Origin of the sequence: Enterococcus sp. DIV0755f, from assembly GCF_051713725.1 — a bacterium.
Taxonomy (GTDB): domain Bacteria; phylum Bacillota; class Bacilli; order Lactobacillales; family Enterococcaceae; genus Enterococcus_D; species Enterococcus_D casseliflavus.
On record NZ_JBIOQL010000001.1, the window covers coordinates 1,817,091 to 1,838,824 of the forward strand.

At 41.9% G+C, this 21,734-nt stretch carries 25 protein-coding genes, 1 pseudogene and 1 riboswitch; of the genes and pseudogenes, 8 read left to right on the top strand and 18 right to left on the bottom strand.

The annotated features are described in order from the left end of the window. The first annotated feature begins 33 nt into the window (after positions 1-33). Genes rsxC through IGI73_RS08250 form a run of 3 tightly spaced genes read left to right on the top strand, consistent with a single transcriptional unit; the run spans position 34 to position 3,031 of the window. On the top strand, positions 34-1,371 hold the full coding sequence (gene rsxC, locus IGI73_RS08240; protein ID WP_438759180.1) for an electron transport complex subunit RsxC: 1,338 nt from the start codon (positions 34-36) through the stop codon (positions 1,369-1,371). Then, complete coding sequence (locus IGI73_RS08245) at positions 1,364-2,434, top strand: RnfABCDGE type electron transport complex subunit D (RefSeq protein WP_015509781.1); 1,071 nt, start codon at positions 1,364-1,366, stop codon at positions 2,432-2,434. The genes rsxC and IGI73_RS08245 overlap by 8 nt, the downstream gene beginning before the upstream one ends. 24 nt (positions 2,435-2,458) lie before the next feature. Continuing rightward, entirely contained in the window at positions 2,459-3,031 is a 573-nt protein-coding gene (locus IGI73_RS08250; RefSeq protein WP_428207310.1) for a hypothetical protein, read from the top strand. A 36-nt stretch (positions 3,032-3,067) separates the two neighbouring features. Here IGI73_RS08250 and IGI73_RS08255 read toward each other — a convergent pair whose 3' ends face one another. Further along, positions 3,068-3,265 carry a hypothetical protein gene (locus tag IGI73_RS08255; RefSeq protein WP_428207311.1) on the bottom strand — a complete coding sequence of 66 codons (198 nt, stop codon included), beginning with the start codon at positions 3,263-3,265 and terminating at the stop codon, positions 3,068-3,070. 135 nt (positions 3,266-3,400) lie between these two features. Here IGI73_RS08255 and IGI73_RS08260 point away from each other — a divergent pair, with 135 nt between their 5' ends. Then, positions 3,401-3,673: a hypothetical protein gene (locus IGI73_RS08260; RefSeq protein WP_005226206.1), complete on the top strand. Its 273-nt coding sequence runs from the start codon at positions 3,401-3,403 to the stop codon at positions 3,671-3,673. Between the two features lie 89 nt (positions 3,674-3,762). Here the strand turns inward: IGI73_RS08260 and IGI73_RS08265 are convergent, their stop codons facing one another. The 3 genes from IGI73_RS08265 to IGI73_RS08275 form a co-directional block, all read right to left on the bottom strand. Further along, a complete protein-coding gene (locus tag IGI73_RS08265; protein ID WP_005226207.1) occupies positions 3,763-4,134 on the bottom strand; it encodes a hypothetical protein in 372 nt (123 codons plus the stop codon). A 168-nt stretch (positions 4,135-4,302) separates the two neighbouring features. Next, the gene (locus IGI73_RS08270; RefSeq protein ID WP_194192740.1) at positions 4,303-4,848 is read right to left on the bottom strand and encodes an ECF transporter S component; all 546 of its coding nucleotides are present in this window, start codon (positions 4,846-4,848) and stop codon (positions 4,303-4,305) included. Further along, positions 4,832-5,251: a DUF4430 domain-containing protein gene (locus IGI73_RS08275; protein ID WP_005226209.1), complete on the bottom strand. Its 420-nt coding sequence runs from the start codon at positions 5,249-5,251 to the stop codon at positions 4,832-4,834. The genes IGI73_RS08270 and IGI73_RS08275 overlap by 17 nt, the downstream gene beginning before the upstream one ends. A gap of 165 nt (positions 5,252-5,416) precedes the next feature. Here IGI73_RS08275 and IGI73_RS08280 point away from each other — a divergent pair, with 165 nt between their 5' ends. Together IGI73_RS08280 and IGI73_RS08285 are read left to right on the top strand one after the other, a co-directional pair. Continuing rightward, positions 5,417-6,817, top strand: coding sequence for a C69 family dipeptidase (locus IGI73_RS08280; RefSeq protein ID WP_438759181.1), 1,401 nt, complete (start codon positions 5,417-5,419; stop codon positions 6,815-6,817). Between the two features lie 185 nt (positions 6,818-7,002). Continuing rightward, positions 7,003-7,173, top strand: coding sequence for a hypothetical protein (locus IGI73_RS08285; protein ID WP_010748430.1), 171 nt, complete (start codon positions 7,003-7,005; stop codon positions 7,171-7,173). A gap of 59 nt (positions 7,174-7,232) precedes the next feature. On the opposite strand, the pseudogene IGI73_RS08290 reads toward IGI73_RS08285, so the two are convergent. Then, a pseudogene (locus IGI73_RS08290) lies at positions 7,233-7,394 on the bottom strand (MalY/PatB family protein); the annotation flags it as partial. A 243-nt stretch (positions 7,395-7,637) separates the two neighbouring features. After that, positions 7,638-7,820 carry a hypothetical protein gene (locus IGI73_RS08295; RefSeq protein WP_428207313.1) on the bottom strand — a complete coding sequence of 61 codons (183 nt, stop codon included), beginning with the start codon at positions 7,818-7,820 and terminating at the stop codon, positions 7,638-7,640. A 165-nt stretch (positions 7,821-7,985) separates the two neighbouring features. On the opposite strand from IGI73_RS08295, the gene IGI73_RS08300 reads away from it, so the two are divergent. Further along, on the top strand, positions 7,986-8,651 hold the full coding sequence (locus IGI73_RS08300) for an NAD(P)H-dependent oxidoreductase (protein WP_115232367.1): 666 nt from the start codon (positions 7,986-7,988) through the stop codon (positions 8,649-8,651). Continuing rightward, the gene (locus IGI73_RS08305) at positions 8,651-8,824 is read left to right on the top strand and encodes a hypothetical protein (protein WP_005226215.1); all 174 of its coding nucleotides are present in this window, start codon (positions 8,651-8,653) and stop codon (positions 8,822-8,824) included. Before IGI73_RS08300 ends, IGI73_RS08305 begins: the two co-directional genes overlap by 1 nt. A gap of 96 nt (positions 8,825-8,920) precedes the next feature. Here IGI73_RS08305 and dat read toward each other — a convergent pair whose 3' ends face one another. The 12 genes from dat to IGI73_RS08365 all read right to left on the bottom strand — a co-directional run bounded on the left by dat (position 8,921) and on the right by IGI73_RS08365 (position 21,645). After that, the gene (gene dat / locus IGI73_RS08310; protein WP_428207314.1) at positions 8,921-9,778 is read right to left on the bottom strand and encodes a D-amino-acid transaminase; all 858 of its coding nucleotides are present in this window, start codon (positions 9,776-9,778) and stop codon (positions 8,921-8,923) included. Positions 9,779-9,899: 121 nt separating this feature from the next. Beyond that, positions 9,900-11,000 carry an AI-2E family transporter gene (locus IGI73_RS08315; RefSeq protein WP_010748435.1) on the bottom strand — a complete coding sequence of 367 codons (1,101 nt, stop codon included), beginning with the start codon at positions 10,998-11,000 and terminating at the stop codon, positions 9,900-9,902. A gap of 163 nt (positions 11,001-11,163) precedes the next feature. Next, positions 11,164-11,592 (bottom strand): hypothetical protein, encoded by a 429-nt coding sequence (locus IGI73_RS08320; RefSeq protein WP_413135754.1) that lies wholly within the window; start codon positions 11,590-11,592, stop codon positions 11,164-11,166. A 77-nt stretch (positions 11,593-11,669) separates the two neighbouring features. After that, entirely contained in the window at positions 11,670-12,086 is a 417-nt protein-coding gene (locus tag IGI73_RS08325) for a GNAT family N-acetyltransferase (RefSeq protein ID WP_428207315.1), read from the bottom strand. Positions 12,087-12,298: 212 nt separating this feature from the next. Continuing rightward, a complete protein-coding gene (locus tag IGI73_RS08330) occupies positions 12,299-13,222 on the bottom strand; it encodes an LCP family glycopolymer transferase (RefSeq protein WP_015509793.1) in 924 nt (307 codons plus the stop codon). 1 nt (position 13,223) lies between these two features. Then, complete coding sequence (locus IGI73_RS08335; RefSeq protein ID WP_015509794.1) at positions 13,224-13,877, bottom strand: phosphatase PAP2 family protein; 654 nt, start codon at positions 13,875-13,877, stop codon at positions 13,224-13,226. Beyond that, positions 13,874-15,067 (bottom strand): FtsW/RodA/SpoVE family cell cycle protein, encoded by a 1,194-nt coding sequence (locus IGI73_RS08340; RefSeq protein ID WP_428207316.1) that lies wholly within the window; start codon positions 15,065-15,067, stop codon positions 13,874-13,876. Before IGI73_RS08340 ends, IGI73_RS08335 begins: the two co-directional genes overlap by 4 nt. After that, positions 15,045-16,199 carry an FtsW/RodA/SpoVE family cell cycle protein gene (locus IGI73_RS08345; protein WP_034868647.1) on the bottom strand — a complete coding sequence of 385 codons (1,155 nt, stop codon included), beginning with the start codon at positions 16,197-16,199 and terminating at the stop codon, positions 15,045-15,047. Before IGI73_RS08345 ends, IGI73_RS08340 begins: the two co-directional genes overlap by 23 nt. A gap of 126 nt (positions 16,200-16,325) precedes the next feature. After that, positions 16,326-16,501, bottom strand: a riboswitch (M-box (ykoK) riboswitch). A gap of 287 nt (positions 16,502-16,788) precedes the next feature. Beyond that, entirely contained in the window at positions 16,789-18,684 is a 1,896-nt protein-coding gene (locus IGI73_RS08350; RefSeq protein ID WP_428207317.1) for an endonuclease MutS2, read from the bottom strand. Positions 18,685-19,032: 348 nt separating this feature from the next. Continuing rightward, complete coding sequence (gene ahpF, locus IGI73_RS08355) at positions 19,033-20,562, bottom strand: alkyl hydroperoxide reductase subunit F (protein ID WP_428207318.1); 1,530 nt, start codon at positions 20,560-20,562, stop codon at positions 19,033-19,035. A 9-nt stretch (positions 20,563-20,571) separates the two neighbouring features. Continuing rightward, entirely contained in the window at positions 20,572-21,135 is a 564-nt protein-coding gene (ahpC, locus tag IGI73_RS08360) for an alkyl hydroperoxide reductase subunit C (protein WP_005226227.1), read from the bottom strand. A 306-nt stretch (positions 21,136-21,441) separates the two neighbouring features. Continuing rightward, the gene (locus tag IGI73_RS08365; protein ID WP_010748444.1) at positions 21,442-21,645 is read right to left on the bottom strand and encodes a hypothetical protein; all 204 of its coding nucleotides are present in this window, start codon (positions 21,643-21,645) and stop codon (positions 21,442-21,444) included. Between the last annotated feature and the right edge of the window lie 89 nt (positions 21,646-21,734).

A 21,734-nucleotide genomic window follows, 5' to 3' on the forward strand; every position in this document is an offset into this window, starting at 1 on the left:
GAATAAAGTTAGGAGAAAAAAGGAGTGTTGGCTATGAAAACATTTACTGGTGGAATTTCACTAAGTCCCCCGTTACAAATGTTAAAAGAAAAATTAATGATCGAACAAGATGAAATCCTTACCTTTTCACCCACGATGGTCTTTATCCCTTTGGCACAACATATTGGTGCCCCTGTCGAACCGACGGTTTCCGTTGGTGAGTACGTCAAGCAAGGGCAAGTGATCGCTGAAGCAGATGCCTTTGTATCTGCGAAAGTCCATGCATCTGTTTCGGGCAAAATCGTCGATATTGTCGATTGGCCAAATCAAAACAATGAAGAAGGAAAAACCATCATCATTGAAAACGATTATGCCTTCGATAATGATTTTTTGTCTACCCCATTCAACTGGCAATCTGCTGCTAACGAAACGATCCTCAAAAAAATCCGTCAAGGCGGTATCGCCGGCAAAGGCGGTGCAACGTTTCCCACCCATGTCAAATTCAGTATTGATGAAAATAAAAAAATCCATACCTTGATCTTAAACGGATCTGAATGTGAGCCCTTTTTGCGCAGTGATGCCTTCTTAATGCAAAAAGAAGCCAAAAAAATCATCCAAGGGGCAAAAATTGCCCAAAAATTGTTAGCTGATCCAAAAATCATCATTGGCATCGAGGATGATAAACCGCTAGCCATTTCAGCGATGCAAGCCGCAAGTGCAGAGGATGACACGATAGAAGTCGTTACTGTCCCAACTGTTTATCCAACCGGTGGTGAAAAGCAGTTAGTAGAGTTATTGACCGATCAGGAGGTACCTTTAGGCGGCTTGACTGCCGATATTGGGATCGTATTGATCAATGTTGCCACCAGCTTTGCCATCGCTGAAGCGGTCTGTTATGACAAACCGCTGATTGAACGCTATACAACCGTGACTGGTGATGTTCAACATCCACGCATCGTCAAAAATCCTTTAGGAACACTCGCAGGAGAGTTGATCGATTTTGCTGGCGGCTTTCAAGGTGCGCCCAGCAAGCTGATTCTTGGCGGCCCCATGATGGGGAAATCCGTCAAAACATTAAAGGTTCCGGTCACCAAAGGCAGCAACGGGATCGTTGTTTTTAATGAAGAAACCGATTGGCTATATGCCGAAAACCCCTGCATTCGCTGCAATAAATGTGTCGAAGCTTGTCCGATGCGCCTGATGCCGATGGAGATCGATCAATTCTATCGAGCAGGCGATTATCAAAAATGTGAAGAATTGCTGGCAGAAGCGTGTATCAATTGTGGTGCTTGCACCTTTGTCTGTCCAGCCAAACGTTCCTTAGCTGCCAACATCACTGCCGCAAAAGGCAAGGTTGCACAGCTGCAGAAGGAGGCGAAGGAAAGTGCCTGATTACTACAAGGATTCCGATAGCGAGCGCCTCTTTCAGCAACGAAAAAACCAAGAAACACCACCAAGCCCCCATATTCGCAGCAATGACGAAACAGTCAAAATCATGGGCTGTGTAGTACTAGCCTTACTACCAGCAGTTTTATTCTCGGGCTACCTTTTCGGGCTCAAGGTATATGGGTTGTTTTTCATTGCGCTAGCCACGGCGTTTGCCGCCGACGGAATTTGGTCCTACCTCATCAAACGGCCATTTCGTTTCGATCTAAGCATCGTTGTGACGGCATTGCTTTTAACGATGAATCTTCCACCGACCGCACCTTGGTATTTCCCAGTGATCGGGGTGGCGTTTGCCGTGATCATCGTCAAAGAATTTTTTGGCGGTATCGGCTATAACTTTTTAAATCCAGCCCTTGGCGGTCGCGCCTTGTTGATTGGCTTGTTTTATAACCAGATGTTTTTGATCAGTTGGCCAGATCCACCTTTTGGCAGCATCGCTCCTGATGTGGTTTCGCAAGCTACGGCGAACGATGTCGTTTCCGGTGCTACGCCGTTAGCTGTCATGAAGGCCGGGGACACCTTAAGCGGTTCTGATCTGTTGGATGCTTTTTTAGGATTTACTGGGGGACGAATCGGTGAAACCAGTGCCTTGCTTTTACTGCTGGGTGGAATTTTTCTTGTTTACAAGAAAATCATCTCCCCTCGTATCCCGCTGATTATTTTTGCAACGATCGGGCTCTTTGCTTTTATCCTTGGTCCAGAAGGACTTTTTACTGGCAGTTGGCAAACGGTGATTGGGCATATCATCAGCGGTGGTGCCATGTTGGGTGCGATCTATATGGCGACTGATTATTCTTCGACTCCAGGAACAAAAGCAGGAGAAAATCTTTTTGCCTTAGGCGTGGGGCTTCTCGTTGTCCTCTTCCGTTTCTTTGGTTTCACAAACGAAGGCATGAGCTATGCCATCTTGATCATGAATTGTTTTACTCCACTCATCGATCGCTTCTTACGCCTTCGCATTTTAGGGGAAGGAAAAAAGACCCCGTTCAACCTTAAAATCATGAGCTAAAACGCAAGAAAGGAGCGTTCTCATATGATGATCGCCAATCGACTAGTGGTCTTCCTAGTCATTCTACTCACAAATTACGCCTGTCAAAATTTGGCGCCGACCGTCAAAGAAAAAAAACCGAACGTGACGACACGGGTGGTTTTCCTGTCAGGGATCATTGCAGTCGCATACTTGTTGAGCGGTTTAAGTTTTTATCTTTTGCTTCAAAATCGCTTTGTCTATGGCAATAAAGTGGTCACCAATTTGGTAAGTGCTGCCATCATCGCCTTGATTACTGCCAGTTTATGCTTACTGATCGTTCCAGCAAAAAAACGTTTCTTGACGAATGATCTAAAAAAGACGACCCTAGTCAGTGTCATCTTGCTGACGATCGCCACTGTGACCCAATTTCCCTATACCGATTATTTAACCAATTTATTTTTTGCTGTAGGCATGTATTTTCTCTTTTCCTGTGCTTTGTCAGGGGTTCATACACGAAATCAAATTGCCGCAATTCCGCCAATTCTGAAAGGCTTACCCCTGGACATCGTGACACTTTTTCTATTTTATCTGAGCTTTTCCTTTCTCAACGGTGTCTTCTTCAACTATTTATTCTAAACAAAAAGCAAGTCCCGCTTTGGCAGCGGAACTTGCTTATTTCTTGCGGAACATTTCTCTGAAGGAACCGATCAAAAAACCAGTCGAAAAAGCATTTTGTGCTTTTTGTTCTTTTTCAGCAGCGATTTTTTGTCGTGTTCGCAGCCCTTTAGTGGCATTTTTGGACTTCTTCCCTTCACGGAGTTCTTTTGAAGCCTTTTGAAACTCTTTTGAGAAACGGTTATACCCAACCATTCCTTTTGCCTCCTTTCTTTTTACGTGGCACATAATAACGAGGATTTATTATAGGAATTGCCTTTCTGATGCAAATCAGGTAACATAACAGACAGAAAGATGATTTATCCTAGGTTTATCAGAAAGGAAGATCCCATGAACGAAACCCACACTGGATTGTTAGTCAATAGCCGTGTTTTTCAAGAAACGCCAATGATGCTAACAGGTATCCAACTTTTAGAAGACCACAAAATCGTGAATTGCATTATTAAGGATCGCTACTTAGCCAGTTATGTCTTACGCCTTCCTTTAAATAAATACCAATTAGAAGTCGAAGGAAAATGGAACAAGCGGGAACAGTTAGTGATCAAGCATATGAAAATCAAGAATATCGATGAGTTTATTAAAATCGTCGGTACGCCAGAATAACAGGACTCACGAAAAGCAAGTGCAGGCAACTGCCCTTGCTTTTTTTTTGAAAAAATCCAGCTGATTTTTCCCGCGTGTTCCTCCGATGTTTATCGCGACATTCTGGTAAACCGGTCGATCAAGGCTTTTTGTTCCTCTTTGATACCGATCGCCAACGGTTTGATCATTAGTTTGACAGTGGTCGAAGGTGTCTGAATCTGGACTTTTTTATTTACCACACCGCCTAGTTGTAATTTTGTGATCTCATGGATCATAATTGTCTGCATCCCTTTTTCATGAAATTGCAGATCTAACTGAATCAAGTGGATTTTTTCTTCGTCAACCACCACGATAAAATACTTTGGTGTTGGCAGGGCAATCATTTTGGCTTCCTCGGCATAACCAGCCAGTTTTCCATGGAACTTCGCACGGTAGCTTTCTAAATCATCTTTTTTCACGATCCATTTCATCAAAAGCCACATCCTTCCTTAGATACCTTAAGGATACCTGCAGAAACCGCTTTTGCACAACAATATGCCTGCTTGTTTCCTCACATAGCCCCTTTCACCTCGTTTGATCGTCAAAGACTTTTCCTCTAGTCATGGACGTTTTGCCCGACACTAGCTAACTCAACAAAAAAAGCGAAGCGCTTAGTGCCCTTCGCTGTTGTTCTTTGGATAGTAGTGTTGGAAAAGCCGCAGAAAGATCGGTGCTAGTAACAGATAAAAAATGCCATTGCCTATTGCGTGGAGGGCATCAAAGCTCAATCCTTGAAAATAATAAGCCCAAAAGCTAGGAAACCCATAAAGTTTGACACTGATCCAAGATATCACAAAGCCATAAGCAAACCCTGCAAATACACTGTAGCTGACTTGTAAAAGCAACCGTTTCATAAACAGCTTGCTTTTTGACAACAGATACATCCCCAAAATAATGATTGCATAGCTAACTAATTGAGCAATCGTCCATATTCCCATTCCCATGTAAAAATTGGTAATCAGCATCGAGAGCAGACAAACGATCAATCCACGACTAAGACCTAAATGGATGGTTACTAATAAAAAGATCACCGTCATTGGTTGAACATTGGGTAAGGGTTGAAAAAGTGTCCTGCCGACGACGGCCGCTGCCACAAGCAGCCCTAAATAAGCAATTTCTTTTCCAGCAAATGCAAGTGGTTTATTCGAATTTTTCATAGGTGAAAACCACTTTATCGTTGTTTCCTAAAAAGGTATCATCTGCCCCAGTTGTAATCATTTCATCATTGATCGTATATGTCCAATAATAGCCAGCTTTTTCATCTTGCGCTAAACCGTCAATGCTGGTGATCATCCCTTGATTTTCTTCCAAGTCAAAGTTCTCTTTCATGATAGTCATCAAAGAAACTCCTTCTTTAAAAGTGACCGTTTTGGTTTCGATCTCCTGGTCTTGCTCTTCACTTTTATTATTGAAGCTGATTTGGGCAGTGCGCTCTTCGGCGTTTTGTTGGACTGACGAAGATTCACTGGAGGAGTTTCCCGCATCCATCGATGGTTTGGCACAGCCGGCAAAAACCAGACTTAGTAAAAAAATATAACTAAAAACAACTGTTTTCTTCATAATAATGGCTCCTTTGATTTTTTTTACAACACCTTATTCTACTAAAAATTAATAAAAAAGGCGAAATTTTTTTGTTCCTCTCTATAGAAAGCATTGTAAAACCATGAGACTATGGGTATACTAGCTTCAATCATTCGTAAGAAGAAATGAAGGAGTGTTGGAAAGATGGATAGAAAAAAAGCGTCCTGTACCACTTTACTAGTAGGAAAAAAAGCATCGATCGACGGCTCGACCATGATTGCCCGCAATGAAGATTCTGGAAGCGGTTCGGAACCGCAAAAATTCGTCGTCATCACTCCAGAACGGCAAGGAAATGAATTTTACGCCGTTTTAAGCGACTGTCGAATCAGTTTGCCAGCAAAATCATTACGCTATACTTCAACCCCTGAAGCAGATGAATCGCAAGGAGTTTGGGCAGCTTCAGGAATCAATGAAGAAAATATCGCCATGACTGCAACAGAAACGATCACAACCAATTCACGCGTTTTGGCTATTGATCCATATGTGGAAGATGGTATCGGGGAAGCTGATTTCGTCAGCATCGTACTGCCTTACATCCATTCCGCTAAAGAAGGTGTTTTACGCTTAGGGGAACTCTTAGAAACCTATGGGACCTATGAAGCCAACGGGATCGCTTTTTCTGATGCCGAGGAAATCTGGTATATGGAAACCATCGGTGGACATCACTGGGCAGCTGTTCGCATACCAGATGATGCCTATGTCGTGGCACCAAATCGCTTAAACATTGATCACTTCGATTTCGCCTCAGAAATGACGTTGTGTTCGCAGGATCTCGAACAGTTGATTGAAGATTATCAATTAAATCCTGATTTTGAAGGCATTAATCTACGCCATATTTTTGGCAGCTCCTCAGAAAAAGATACTCGTTACAATAACCCGCGGGCATGGTACATTCAAAAACACTTTAGCGGAACAGCCGCTGAACCGATCGATCAAGAGCTCCCGTTTGTATGCTACCCAAAACAAAAGCTATCCGTGGAAGATGTAAAATGGGCATTGAGCTCCCACTTCCAAAATACGCCTTTTGACCCTTACGGTACAGGGAGCGAGACACAAAAAACACAATTCCGATCGATTGCTCTCAATCGCAACCAGCAAGTCCATATTTTACAGATCCGCAACCACGTGCCCGCAGCAATCGCTGGCATTCATTGGCTTGCCTTTGGCCCCAATACCTTCAATGGCGTTGTGCCCTTTTATGCAGCTATCACTAAGACCCCACTTGGCTATTGTGATACGACAAAGACCTACGATCCATCAAATAGCTATTGGTTAGGACGCACCTTGGCGTTGATTGGAGACAGCAACTACGATCGCTATAGTGATCTTGCCAACCGTTTTGAAATGGAAACGATGGCGGCTTGTCGCCGCATCCAACAAGAAACTGATCGTAAAGCTTCCGTTGACAAGCAGCCTACTCGTCTGCTTGAAGAAGCCAACGCTGAGATGGCCGAACTGTATTTAAAAAATGCAACAACGTTACTAGGAAAAATGGTGGAGTCTGGCAGTAATAAAATGGCCTTGCGTTTTTCTTTAGCCGATTAGTCAATCGCTGAAAATAAAAGGATTAACAAAAACTTTACATGGAATTGCAGCAATCTAAACATTGCTCTCCTATACTAAAGATACCAATTCGTTTTCTTTTTCCTTGCTGGTACAAATCAAGCAATTGATTTGTACTAGTCCCCCTATTGAAGATCAATTGGTAAAAACCGTTGGGAGGAATGAACATGACTACAAGCATTTATCGGACTGTCACCAACGAAATTGTTAAAGGTGAGATCATCAAGAGCAAGAGTCAGCAAGATATGCTGATCATTCAAGACAAAGAAGGCTATTTCCATGTCGTTGAACCAATCCCCGTTACTACTGCAATGACTCCCCGCACGACGAAAGACTAAAAAACCACTGGCGATCAGAAAGAATACAGGATCTTTCTGATCGCTCAGTGGGTTCTTTTTTATGTCAAACTCAATGTGAATCGCTTCAAGCCATCAATGAGTTTTTCTCGCGAACAGCCAATGTTTAGGCGCAAAAAATTTCTCCCCTCTTTCCCATAGAGCTCTCCTGACATAATCGCGACTTTCCCCTTTCGAATCATTCGTTGCTGCAATTCCGCCATCGGCTTTTTTCAGTTGGACTAAGATACTAAAAAGGCTGACTACATTCATTGGCTCTATTCCTATGATAATTAGAAGAATTTCCACATCACATTGTTTCTTCAGCGATTTTCTCTCTACGATTCTTTTTTCTTCTTTATCGACCTTTATCAAAGCAAACACCCAAGTTTAAGAAACTTGCCATCCTGAAAAAAAGGACTCACCCTATGAGGGGTGAGCTATCTTAGTTATTTTCTCTGCATCGGTCATCTGTAGACAGTCAATTCTGTAAACTCTTGCCCATTGCCATAGTCACTTTCTTTTGAGGGTTGCTTTCCAGATATTCGTTGTCGGCAACTGGCAAGTTTATTTTCGACATATTCCATTGTATTGGCGGCGAACATTACTACATTTGCTAGACCTTTGATCAAGGGATCATTTGATTCCATCCTCTATTCCCCCATTTCCTTCACGTGTAAGTTGTTACTGACACTTCCTTAACAATGAATATAGACGAGGTACCTTAAATCAAACTAAAAGAGGACCAACACTACGAAAAGCAAAGCAGACTAGTTTCCCTTTCTGGTAAAATATGGTACATGTAGTAGGAAAGGATGATCAATCTCATGATAAAAACCTTAGTGGTGGCTAGCCACCCAGATTTCCACAACTCTCTTTCCCAACGTTTTTTCAGTGAAAGTGCCAAACTTCCTAATGTCACCATACACTTTCTTGATGATTTTTCTGACTTTTCCCTTGCCGATGAACAGGCGCTGCTGCAAAACTGTGACCGTTTGGTTTTACAATTCCCCTTATATTGGTACAGTGTTCCAGCAAAAATGAAAGCTTGGATCGATACGGTTTGGGAAAATTGTGCGCCTGCTTTGGTGGGAAAAGAAATCAGTTTCGCCGTTTCTACTGGTATTGCTGCCAAAGAATTTCAGTTAGGCGGTCGAGAAAATACGACCTTTAACGAAATTTTGCATCCACTCGTACTGATGGCAAAAAAACACCAAATGACCGTGTTACCCATCGTTGTCCTTGACCAACTGATGTATAAAACGGAAAAAGAAAAGCGTGCCTTTGTCATTGCCTATCAGCAATTATTATCGATGCCCGCTCCCTTTACGTTTGACCAAAAGCAACAATGGTTTGCTGAGAAACTGGCACATTTGGTTTCTAAAAAACCGCAGCTTTCTCCTTTGCTATCCCTGTTGCAGGAAAACCATGAAACATTGAACGAATTAGAAGATGCTTTAGCTGAATTGGAGGTGCTTTGATGGGGCATGATTGGCTAACACCGCTGATAGAACAATCCATTCAAGAAACCACTGATTACCATGAAAAAGCATTTTTGCAAGAGCTGGGACAGTTGTTGCAGCAGCAAGAAACCCGCATCGAATTGAAACAAGGAGAACTTGACGGGAAGTTGTGGAACCCTAGTGAATGGTAAGAAATAATTTTCAACGCAAGATAAAGCTTTGGTCCCACCCAGCCTTAAAAATACTGGGTGTTGCCAAAGCTTTTTTAGGTGGTTTCTATTGCATAATCACAATGAATCGCTTTTATTCTTTGTGGCAGCGATATACGCTGCTTGCAATTGTTTCGTGATTGAACCCAATACGCCAGTGCCAACGGGTTTCCCATCAATGGCAACGATCGGAACGATTTCCCAAACTGAGTTGGTCAAGAAACACTCTTGCGTGTTGCGTAGTGCCTCAATCGGGACGGGTTCTTCTCGATAGGGAATTTCTAATTGGCGACACAACTGAAGGACCTTCAATTTCGTGATTCCCGGTAACACCAAACGCCCATCCGGATGAGTATAGACGATCCCATCAATGACAAACCAGAGATTGGATGCAGATGCTTCTGTAAAAAAGCCATCTCGTTGCAGTAGCGCATCATCGAAGCCAGCTTCGATCGCTTGATCCAGCGCCAAAAGATTCCCTAACAAACTCAATGATTTGATATCACAATGCAACCAGCGTTCATCAGGAAGAACGGTTGCCGAAAGCCCTGCTTGCTGCATTTCATCTGGTCGTTCAAAGGGGATCACATTTGCCGTCACCACCCCTTTGACCGATCCAGCTGGTGGAAACTCGTGATTTCTCGGAGAAGCGATTCCTCGGGTGATCTGAAGATAGATTTCTCCTTCTGTGATTCCTTCAGTCTTAATGAGTAACTTTAGGTTTTCAGTCAATTGGGGAATCGAATAGGGTAACGTTAGCTTAATTTTTTGTGCACTGCTTTCCAATCGAGCCATATGCTCCGCTAACATAAAACAGTGGCCATTATATATTCGGATAACTTCATAGATCCCATCACCATACTGATAGCCACGGTCTTCGATATCAATTCTCACTACCTCTCGATCAACGATCTGATCATTCCACAAAACCTTCATTTCCTCACTCCTATCGTCGTTTTCGTTTCAATCAGTATAGCATGAGTCTTTGTACCGTGCTATGTGTCGTCTAAAACAAAAAACTTGCTGTTGAAGATTTCTTCAACAGCAAGTTTTATTGTTACAATGACTCCTTATCGATCACAGAACGTTCTAGTTTGCGTTCCTGGAAAAAACGGAGTAGCGTGCCAGACATCGCCATTATGATCGAATACACTGGAAGTGCAACGATCATACCAACAAATCCCAGCAAGTTGCCTGCGATCAATAATAAGAACACCGCAATAATCGGATGGATATGCAACACTTTATTCATTACTAGAGGTGAAACTAGATACGATTCACCCAATTGAATGATCGTGATGCCCACTACCAATAAAATGGCAGTCCGGATATCTAAACTTAAAGCAAATAGAAATGCGGGTGCCGCTCCTATAAATGGTCCGAAGTATGGGATGATATCCAAGACACCACAAATCAGGCCTAAAAGCAACGCATTCTGCAAACCTAGCAAAGAAAAAATCAAATAACTGGAAACGGCAACGTACGAACATACAAGCAATTTCCCGCCAATATAAGCAGACGCTGCTTGGTGGAAATCACTGCATAATTGACGCATCAAACCTTGATACTTTTTCGGTGTTTTGTTTGCTAAAAAGTCTGGCACTTTCTCACCGTCTTTAAACATATAGACTAAGAGCAGTGGGATCGTAAACAAAACGATCGCTGAGTGAGAAACGATGGAGATCAAACTCGTCAGACTATTCGTTGCCCCTGTAATAAACTGCAAAGCGAAATTACTCGCTTGCGAAATATCGATCGAATCAATGAAAGGACCGAAAAGTTCCTCCAAATAGGAATGATCGATGTTATCGATCACTAAATTGATGATAACGGGTATTTGATTGATAAAGCGTCCCATCTCATAGGCTAATGCGGGTCCAATCACCTGAATGATCAAATAAGCTGCAAAAACGATCAACAACAGTGTCGCATACAGCGCGATGCTTTTCTTTTTCGTCCTTCTTTTTACCCAATTAAAGAAAGGCAAAAAGATATAAAAAATAAAAATTGATATCAGTACAGGTAAAAAGACACTAGAAAAGATTGCTTCTAATGGTCGAAAAACAAACAGTATATTTGAATAGATCCAGACGGCGATCCCTAAAAGGCAGACGATCACCAGACCTGCAAAAATTTTTGATTTTTTAAGAAACTCCAATAATTGATCCTCCTGATTCTAGAAAATACGTTCACTTCTTTCAGTTTATCATAATTTTTTAAGCAAATGATCCTTTCTCGAATATTTTTTTCAAAAATCCACGTTTTTCATAGGAAACTTTTGAGTAATTTAATTATTTTCCCCATAAAACCCCTCTGCAAAATCAATTTTGATGAGCAGAAAAAGGAACCGAGAGTTGCAAGTGTTTGATACAGTAAGCTGCCACACCGAGCTGGAGTAAACCTAACACTATGAAAATCAGATGCAAAACATTCCCGCCCCTTAATAAAATCACTTGAACAATGATCCAGATAACTAAACTGATGCCTAAAAGCAATTCGCCATGATACCCTTGGTTGCGCCACAATCGGATAGCTGCCAATAAATTGCCCAGTCCTAACACAATTAGCAAAAACACCCCGGGAATCAGAAATGTTGTAAATGGCGTTCCTTGGAGCATGGACGATTCCAATCCAGCAAATGACTGTCCTTTCCTTAATGGCTCAATACTCATAAACGCCAGTGTGCTTCCTCCACAGGCGCCAACACCAATCACTAAACTTAACACAAATAACGCAAATCGCAGCTTCATCTCTTCCTCTCCTTTATCAAACATAAAAACCGTTAATAAATTGAGCATTCTCAACTAACGATCGGATTTCTGGCTGTCTACTCGTTTTTAGGTGAATAAATAAATGCTGCAATTTGCTGCGTTTCTACAGAGGAAAAGCCGCAAGACTCATAAAATCGGCGCGTTTTCTCTGTGTTGTCCGTGATCAAAACCTTTTGTCGAATCGATGGATAATTCGCCAGCATTTTTTTGAGAAATCGCTGGCCAATTTTTTTACGTTGGAACGCTGGCGCTACTAACAGATCCTGAATATAAAGAATGGTTTGTCCATCGGTTATACATCGAATAAGTCCGACTAGCTGCTCTTCAACATAGGCAGTGATCACCTGCGACTGAGCTAGGCCATTTAATAGTCGCTCTGGCTCTTTCGTATAGGCGACCCAGCCAACACATTTATACAAAGCGAGTATCTGATTTGAATCCGCTGGTAATTGATCTTTAAAGATGATAGTCATTCTTTCCCCCCCTTGTAACTTTTAACCAAACGATGCAGCAACAAATAAAGAGTTAACAGTCCTTCTCCGAACAGGCTCTTGCTAGCCTTCAAGCCGAATTGCTTTGCTTGACTAAAGAGTATCCTGAGGAAAAGCAGCTGTCAACTCTAATCACGATTTACTAGAGGAACAAAGAGGAAGTGGTGTTATTACTAATTAAACCCAAGGCTTACTTAATCAAGCATTAATTCGCTTTTTAAACGCTGACTCGTCGCTTGTTGTTCTTCAGGCGACACTTCTTGATAAGAGATACCGTATTCACCTCTAAAGCCATCGCCAGTGAACCCAGTACCCGCCATTTGGTAAGATTCGACAGTAACGAGTGCCGATTGATATTGGGTGAATAGTTGACTCATCTGAGAAAACGTTAAATCTGTTTCACCATTTTCCCCAATAATCGTTAACAGATCCTGAATCCGCATCACGCTTGATAGAGAAACTAATTCATTCGCCAAAATCTCTGTCACTTCTCGCTGACGACGTTGGCGTCCATAGTCACCTTCGGGGTCATCTTTGCGCATACGAGTATATTGAAGTGCCTCCCAGCCATCTAATTCGAGCGTTCCCTCTGGATAATCGATTTTTTCTGCCGTAAAAGCAAACTCATTTTCAACCGTGATTCCACCAATCGCATCGACAAGATCTGCCATCCCATCCATGTTTAAGGAGAAATAATGATGAATCGGTATATCCAAGTATTGTTCGACAGTTTCGATCATCATTTTTGCGCCACCGAATGAATGGGCATGATTGATCTTATCCTGATAGCCTTGCCCAACGATCTCCACATAAGCATCTCGAGGAATACTTGTGAGGGTCGTTTTGCGTGTAGCAGGATTCAACGTCGCTACCATGATCGTGTTTGCCCGGTAATCCGTTTTGCGACGAGAGTCATTGGCGATCCCTAACAAGAGAAGACTTAAGGGCTCGGCGTTTTCGATAACCTCCGCCTCTTCTCGCCCTTCGATCGGTCGATGGATAGACTCCACGACATCTTCTACTTGAAAATACACCCTAATAGCATAGGCGGTTCCGACGGATACGATGCCCATCAACAGTACTAAGAAGACAATTATCAGTTTTTTCGCTGTACTCATTTTACTTCCCCCTACGCACACTTTTTTTGAACGAAAATACAAAAGCAGATGTGATAAAACTGATTCCACTTGCCAACAAGATACTCGCTAACAAGTCACTAGGATAGTGAACCCCAAATAGCAAGCGGCTCATCATAATAAGCAGTAAATAAACCAATCCCAAAAACATAGCTAGTTTTTGGCTAATAGGACGTTTGCCTCTTTTGCCAGAAGCTGTTTGTGCGAAGAAAAAGAGGAGAGAAATAATTAGTGTGGTCGCTAATAGCGTATGGCCACTTGGAAAACTGGCGGACGCCCGTTCCATACTGTCAGCAAACTCCGGTCTTGGGCGATCAACGAATTTCTTGATCACTTGGCCAACACCACTGATTATGATCATATTTCCCATCAACCAAAAACTCTCGATCCGTTTCTTCCGAAGAAACAAAATTGCTGCCAATAGAAAATGAATAGCCGCTATCGGGACGATCGTTGCCGTGCTAGCAAGCGGAACAAAAATCGCTTCTACTGTAGCCGTCCGCCATTGAGGCACGTGGGAAAACAGGGTATCAAGCGTTTGGAACCACTGCGGCTCTAATGCTACAAGGAAAAACAACCATGCGAAACAGCTACAAAGCAGTCCACCTATCACCCCTTGTTTTGCTGTCTTGCTCATGTTAATCCCCTACTTTCTTTTAATGCGTACGATCGTTTCTTCGCTTTAGTCGGAAATTTTTCTAACCCAAAAATAATTCCCATCGCAATACTGATCGCAATCAACGAGGTTCCTCCTTGGCTTAAGAATGGCAGAGGAATTCCCGTTAATGGCAGCAACCCAATCGCCGCGCCGATATTTTCAAAGATCTGAAAGACTAAGCCAAAAACGTACGTGATGGCGATATAGACCGACGCCTTGTTATTCGTTTTTAACGCAGCGAAGATGATTTGATAGATGAGATAAAAATACAAGAAGATCACTAAGGTACTTCCTAAAAAGCCATAGGTTTCACCAATAACTGTAAAAATCATATCTGATTCACGAACCGGCACGTACACTGTCGTATGGGTGTCAGGCGCTCCCAATAAGCCTCCTGAGCCAATCGCCCACATACTGCGAACTTGTTGGAACGCGATAGAGTCTTGGTACGCTAGGGGATCTGCCCAAGCTCGCACTCGGTCTAATTGATACTGCGAGAAATGAAGTCGAAACAAGACACGATTGCCCCATTCCGTAAACACGAGCAGCATTAAAATAGCGCCGAGGGCTGCAATCAAACCGATCACTACGGTCAAAATTTTCCAATGAACACCAGAGATAATAAATAAAGCCCCTAACATCACAATAAACACTAAACTCGTACCAAAGTCACGTTGCATAAACATCAATAGAAATGTCGGTATACTATAAAGCAAGATCTTAGTGACGTAGATCAAATCAGATTTAATGGTCCGTTCGGCTTTTCGTTTTTCATACACTAAGGTGAGATAGACCATAAAAAGCATAAAGGCCACTTTCATAAACTCTGAGGGCTGAATGGTAAAGTCGCCGATTCTGATCCAGCGTTTGGTAGAAGTCTGCTCAAACATCGTTTGATCGTAGAACCAATGAAGAGAAGCCATCAAACCTAGCGCCAATACATACAAAAGGCCCGAAAAGCGTAAGAGCAGATTGGTTGGGATCAAACTTGTAACGAAGAGCACGATGGCGGATAGAACACAAAAAACGATCTGTCGAAAAACGATCACAGAAGGATCATTGCCATCCATCACAGAAGCTTGATGCTGGACCCAAATGCTTAGCAAAAAAAGCAGAAAAACGGGTAGCAGCAAGGCATAGTTTACATCATGTCGTTTGAGGAACTTCATTTCGTTTGCCCTCCTCTCGCTCTAATTTCAGGCACATACTAAAGGCAAATGAAAGAATAAAGTAACTGGAGCCACCATAGCTGATAAATGGTAACGGTACCCCCGTCATCGGCATCAACCCTAAAATACTGGCTATATTGATACTTGTTTGCAACAAAAGTAATGTACTTGTTCCTAGCAATATCAACCCAATCTGAGGGTTTTCAATAGCTGCGGAACGAATAAATAAACGTAAGATGATTACGAATAATAAGCCAATAACAAAAATCCCGAAAAGCAAGCCAAGCTCTTCTACTAAAACGGAAAAAATAAAATCGGTTTCCGCAACTGGTAAAAAGCCTTTTTTCGTAATACTGTTTCCTAAACCGAGACCAGTAAGCCCTCCATTAAATAAAGCATAGTAAGAATGGATCATTTGGAACCCCTGATTGTAAGGGTCGGAGAATGGATCACCTACTAGGCGAATTCGGTTATATACGTGCATAAAAATATGAGGCAATAAATCATTGTCCCCTAAAAACATGATCAACAGGGCAGCCAAGAATAGACTGATCACTAAGCCACCAAATAAAAGAGCCGTCAGCTTCACGGGGACTTGTACCGTAGTTATCATGACAAATGCTAAAAAAAGCAAAATCATCACACCGGCTATTTTCGGTTGAAACAGGATCAACACACAGCACAAAAACAAAACGAAAAGCGGACGTTTCATTTCCTGCAAGGTGGTTTTTGCAGTTTGAAAGTAATGAGCAAGGTACAAGACCATCCCTACATTCACAATCTCTGATGGTTGAAATTGAATCCCTGCGATCGAGACCCAGCGTTGTGCCCCATTAACAGAGACACCGAAAAAGGGCAAACGAGCTAAGAGCAAGGTAAAGATCCCAAATGCTAGCAGACCGATCGCTAAGTATTTGCTAAGCAAAATCTCTCTTCGCGTCCGCTGAATAATGAATAAAAGAACCCAGCTAAGTAACAAAAAGACCAATTGACGGATAAATAGCGACGCTGGTGGTTGATCTCTCGTTAATAAACGGTATGAACTTGCACTATAAATCATTAAAAGACCGATAAGGCTCAATAGCAAATAAGCTATGATCAGCAGCCAATCGATCTTCTTTTTTTCTATCATTGCTTCCACTCCTCTTGCCTTGGAGTAGGTGTTCAGACGGTACCAGTTATTTTGCTCTATGAGCTTCGTCATCCATCAGAAAGAAAAGCAAAAAAGTCTCACTTCTCTTAGGACGTCAGACTTTAGCAGCAATCTCATCGTCCGAGTTTTAGCACTATACAACGTAAAGAAAGTCATTTGCTCTCTTAGCTATTTTATGAAAAGCCTTAATCCGACAATTCCTGTTTTACACATTGGCGTCTTTCGACGTTTCTGCGCAATAGCTTGTGTTTGTATAGGAGCCTCACCTAACAAGGTTATATGTTATTTTTCAATCCAATATGAATGGTACCCTTCCTCGAATAAAGATACAACCAATTCTCTGTTATTTTTATTTTTCTTTAACTTTTCTTAAAGAATTTAGATATTTCGAATATTTTCTGCTCTATAAAGAAAAAGCAACCAAAATAATCATCCAAACAAAGGAACGGCATCGATAAAGGACGTTATTAAAAAAACGAACATTTAAAAAAAGCAGTCCTTTTTCTAGGTGCTGAAAAAGGACTGCTTGCTTGATTTTGGTCTATCGATTGAAAGTTTTCTTAATCTATCAATCCAAGGGTCGATTGGTTTGCCGTTCTTGCGCTGCTTTTCGTAACTGCTTCTGCGCTTTTTTAGATCCCCGTTCAATATCTCGAGTAAACTTGCGCTGCGCAAAATCAAGGAACAGCTGATCAAGATCATAACCTGCGGGATAGAGCACTTCTCGCTTTGTGAGGAGTTGCAAGCGACGAGCGGCAACGACAAAAAATTGTTTCTCTATTGAAATTTTCGCTTGTCCTTGTTCCAAATACTCATAAAAAAGCCCGCGCTGGTTATGTTCTGTTGAAAAGACCAAGTCTCCTTTTTGAAAAATAAGATCTATCTTGGCTTCTTGTTGAGGGGGTTGTTTCTTCCCCTTTTCAAAAAGCTGCTTCTCAAAAGAATAGGTTTTATGCTTTAAATATTCTTTTGCTGTTTGGACTACGTCAACAGGGATTGCCATCTTTTCGACAATCCAAAACGCATTACTATCACCGACTGCATTCGTCAGCAAACGATATTTTGGTGTCAAGGTTTTGGCATCAAAAGCCATTGCCGCTGTTTCGAAATCTTGATGATCGACGGCAAACTGCTTGATTTCACCATAATGCGTTGTTGCGATCATTAAAGGTCCTGAGCGATAGATGGATTCCATGATGGCGATCGCTAAAGCAGCCCCTTCATTGGGCTCAGTGCCGCTGCCGATTTCATCCAATAAAACAATACTGTGTCGGGTAGCATTCTTCATAATCTGAGCAATGTTCGACATGTGTCCAGAGAAGGTACTTAAAGAATTTTCCAGACTTTGTTGATCGCCAATATCCATCCAAAGACTTTTTAAAAACGGAACAGTGCTTTTGCCATTGTGTGCTGGAAATAAGCCATAATGAGCCATGGCGCAAACAAGTCCAACGGTTTTTAAGACGACGGTCTTGCCTCCAGCATTTGGACCCGTGATGACCATGCAGCGGTTTTCTTCGCCAAGTTTTAAAGAAAGAGGAACCGCATCACGCCCCAGCAAAGGATGACGGACTTGATCAAAAAGCAAAACTTCTTCCTCAGTCATAGTTATCGCCTGCCCATTGATTTCTCGACAATATTTTCCCCGAGCAAAAATAATATCCAGCACAACTAAAATGTCAAGACAGGCAAACACGGCGTTCATTTGTTCGGCGATCGCCCCTGTCAACTCTGACAACACTTGGTATTGAGCGGCTGTTTCTTCTGCTTGCGCCAAGATCAATCGATCATTTAAACGGGCAGCTGCCTCCGGTTCAATAAAGACAGTCGCTCGTTTATTGGAACGTTCGATGATCGTTCCGTTAAATTGCTGTTGAAATTCAGCACGCACAGGTAACGTATATCGGTCGTTCTTTTTGATGACACGATTTTCTTGTAAATAGCGACTTTCCTTAAAAAATTTTGCAAAAACTTTTTTCAGATCAGCTTCATATTTTTCGATCGTACCGCGAATTTTCCGCAATTCTCGGTTGGCATTACTATCAACCTGACCATTGCGAATCTTTTGGAAAATCATTTCGGCGATTTCAGAAAAGTCTTCTAACCCTTGTGCATATTGATGTAATCTTGGGGCAATCGATTGATTCTTTTCGAACAATTGACGGATGATTCGAAAAGACCGTAAAAAGTCTCCATATTCGATAAGCTCCTGTGGGTCTAAAACAAACCCTTTTTCAATTTTCTCCGTATGGTGTAAGACATGCTGCAGCCCCATAAAAGGCACTTGACGACCAGCAGCTAATAGTGCCATCGCTTCAGTGGTCTCTGTCACTCGTTTTTGGGCAGAGTGGATCGTCGCTGCTGGTTTTTCATTCGCAAAGCGCGCTTTGCCGTAATCGCTGATTATTTTTTTACTTACTTGTTCTTTAATTTGTTCAAATTCAGTTGCTTGAGGTATCTTCATGAGTTATCCTTTCTTGTGCCTGAGGATTCCGATCAGATCCCCGTCCAAAAAAGTGTACAAAAAAAGCGATAGTTTCCCATCACCTGATTCATCAATAACGATTTTTATCGGTATCTACAGGCACAACAAATAAACAGTCTGTTTTTGCTTATTTGTTTTAATTGGCTGATTAGATACCTACGACACTCATCAATATACCTCTTTCTTTTTTGAACGAGTTTTTTTCATTGTAATATAGAAGCTGTCCTTCTGTCAACTGCACCCAAACTGCCCTTACAAAAAGAAAAAACGCTCAGCAGCTCCTAGAAGCCCCTGAGACGTTTTTTGATTTTAAATGATGCAAGGCGCTTACGAGCGAATCAGGTGATCAAAGGCACCTAATGCCGCAGTCGCACCTGAACCCATAGAAGTGATGATCTGTTTGTATACACTATCGGTACAATCCCCTGCTGCAAAGACCCCTTCAATATTGGTTGCGCCGTGTTTGTCTACGACGATCTCATTGCGCTCGTTTAAAACGATGCGATCTTTTAACCATTCGGTATTCGGCATCAAGCCAATCAAGATGAAGACACCCTCAACAGCTAATGTGAATTCGCCATTCGTTTCACGATCAACGTAGGTCAATTGTTCGACATGATCGGATCCAGCAATTTCCTTCGTTGCCGCATTCGTAATAACAGTCACATTTTCTAACGTGTTCAAACGGTTTTGTAGCACAAGGTCCGCTTTTAGTTCCGGTAAAAATTCAAGAACATAGACGTGTTTTGCCATGCCAGCTAAATCGATCGCTGCTTCGATCCCAGAGTTTCCGCCGCCAATGACAGCAACCTCTTTCCCAGCAAATAACGGGCCGTCACAATGTGGACAATAGGCAACACCTTTATTTTTGAATTCTTTTTCTCCTGGAACATTGATGTTACGCCAGCGAGCGCCAGTTGCTAAAATGGCCGTTTTGGTTTTTAATACTGCACCATTTTCTAATTCAACTTCGATGACATCATTGCGACGAATATCTTTCGCACGCTGCCCTTTCATCACGTCTACATTGTATTCGTTGATGTGCTCTTCTACCTGACGCATTAATTTTGGTCCTTCGGTATAAGGAGTACCGATCATGTTTTCGATCCCCAGGGTTTCCATTACTTGTCCACCCATTGTTTCGACGACCATCCCAGTATTGATGCCTTTACGCGCTGCATAAATCGCTGCGCTTCCGCCTGCAGGTCCGCCACCGACAACTAACACATCGAAAAGCTCTTTTTCAGCAAAGTCATCTTTATTCGTCGGACCAGCTGCTTTTTCCAACAACTGTTCGATCGTTTGACGGCCGCTTGAAAATTCTTCACCGTCTAAAAAGACGGTTGGCACAGCCATAATTTTTTTCTTGTCAATTTCTTCTTTGAACATCCCACCTTCGATCATGGTGTGACTGATGGAAGGATTTAGCACTGCCATGATATTTAACGCTTGAACAACATCAGGACAGTTATGGCAGGTCAAACTGACATAGGTTTCAAAATGTAATGGCTTATCGATCGCTTTGATGCGCTTTTGAAGTGCTTCGTCAATTTTCGGCGGACGACCGCTTACTTGAAGCAACGCTAAAATAAACGAAGTGAACTCATGTCCTAACGGTAAACCAGCAAAAGCGATGCCGCTTTCTTCACCGGGACGATTGATCGAAAAGCTTGGTGTCCGTTCACTTGCTACAGCTTGGATAGTGATTTTTGGCGACATTTCTGCGATTTCTTCTAAGAATTCACGTACTTTTGTGGAAGAATCATCCTCACCTAAAGTTGCCGCAAAAACAACCTCTGATTCTAGCATCGCGAGATACTGCGTCAGTTGGTCTTTGATTGCCTTATCTAATGCCATGAGAGCCTCCTAAATCTTGCCTACAAGGTCTAAGCTTGGCGTTAAAGTTTCTTCGCCTTCTTTCCATTTTGCAGGACATACTTCACCTGGATGAGTACGGACATATTGTGCAGCACGGATTTTATCGATCAAGCCACTAGCATCACGACCGATACCGTCCGCATTGATTTCAACTGTTTGGACTACGCCATCTGGATCGATGATGAATGTTCCACGTTGAGACAACCCAGAAGCTTCATCTAGTACATCAAAGATCTCTGAGATCACATGAGAAGGATCTGCAATCATGATATATTCGATTTTATTGATGGCATCAGAATGATCATGCCATGCTTTATGAGTGTAATGAGTATCTGTTGATACAGAATAAACTTCTGCGCCTAATTCTTTTAATGATGCATATTGATCTTGCAAATCTTCAAGCTCTGTCGGACAAACAAATGAGAAATCTGCAGGGTAAAAACAAACAACGTTCCATTTTCCTTTAAAATCTTCTGATGAAACATCGATAAATTTTCCATTGTGGTAAGCTTTCGCTTCGAATGAACCAATCTCTTTTCCAATTAATGACATATCATTTCCTCCAATTAGAATAATTATTTGAGAATAATCTCTATTAATTATTAGTATATCTAACTATAAAAAGCAATAGTTTATTCAGAATTAGTCAAAAAAAATGTTATCCTCCTCAGAAATGAGCATATTTATTTCCTATCCAATACAAATAGAGTATAGTTGTAAGTTTGACTAATCGTTTCCATTTCAATTCCCTACTTGTTAGATTCTCAATTACACCCCTCATTCTCAATTAAATAAAAAAGATTGCCTCTTCCTATGATTCCTCACCAAGTAAAGTGAGCCATAGAAAAAGACAATTTTTTATTTAGTATTTAAATAGTTGAACAATCCACTGATCGTTCGATCCCTCAATGTAATCCGCTTACCGTCTAAAAAAACTTCTTCGACTGGGTAATGGTCTTGAAAAGGTGGAACTTCCAAGTATTGACTTGCGAGAAAGCGCTCCGGAGATTCGACTGTTGCTATTTCTTTGCTGCCATTTTTCAGATAATGAATTTCTAACATATTCATTGCCTCTTTTCTTGTATTCTGAACTTTTTAAAAGCATTGAGAGAACCATATTTCTCGCTGTTTTTTTCTGATTGGTTCAGTTA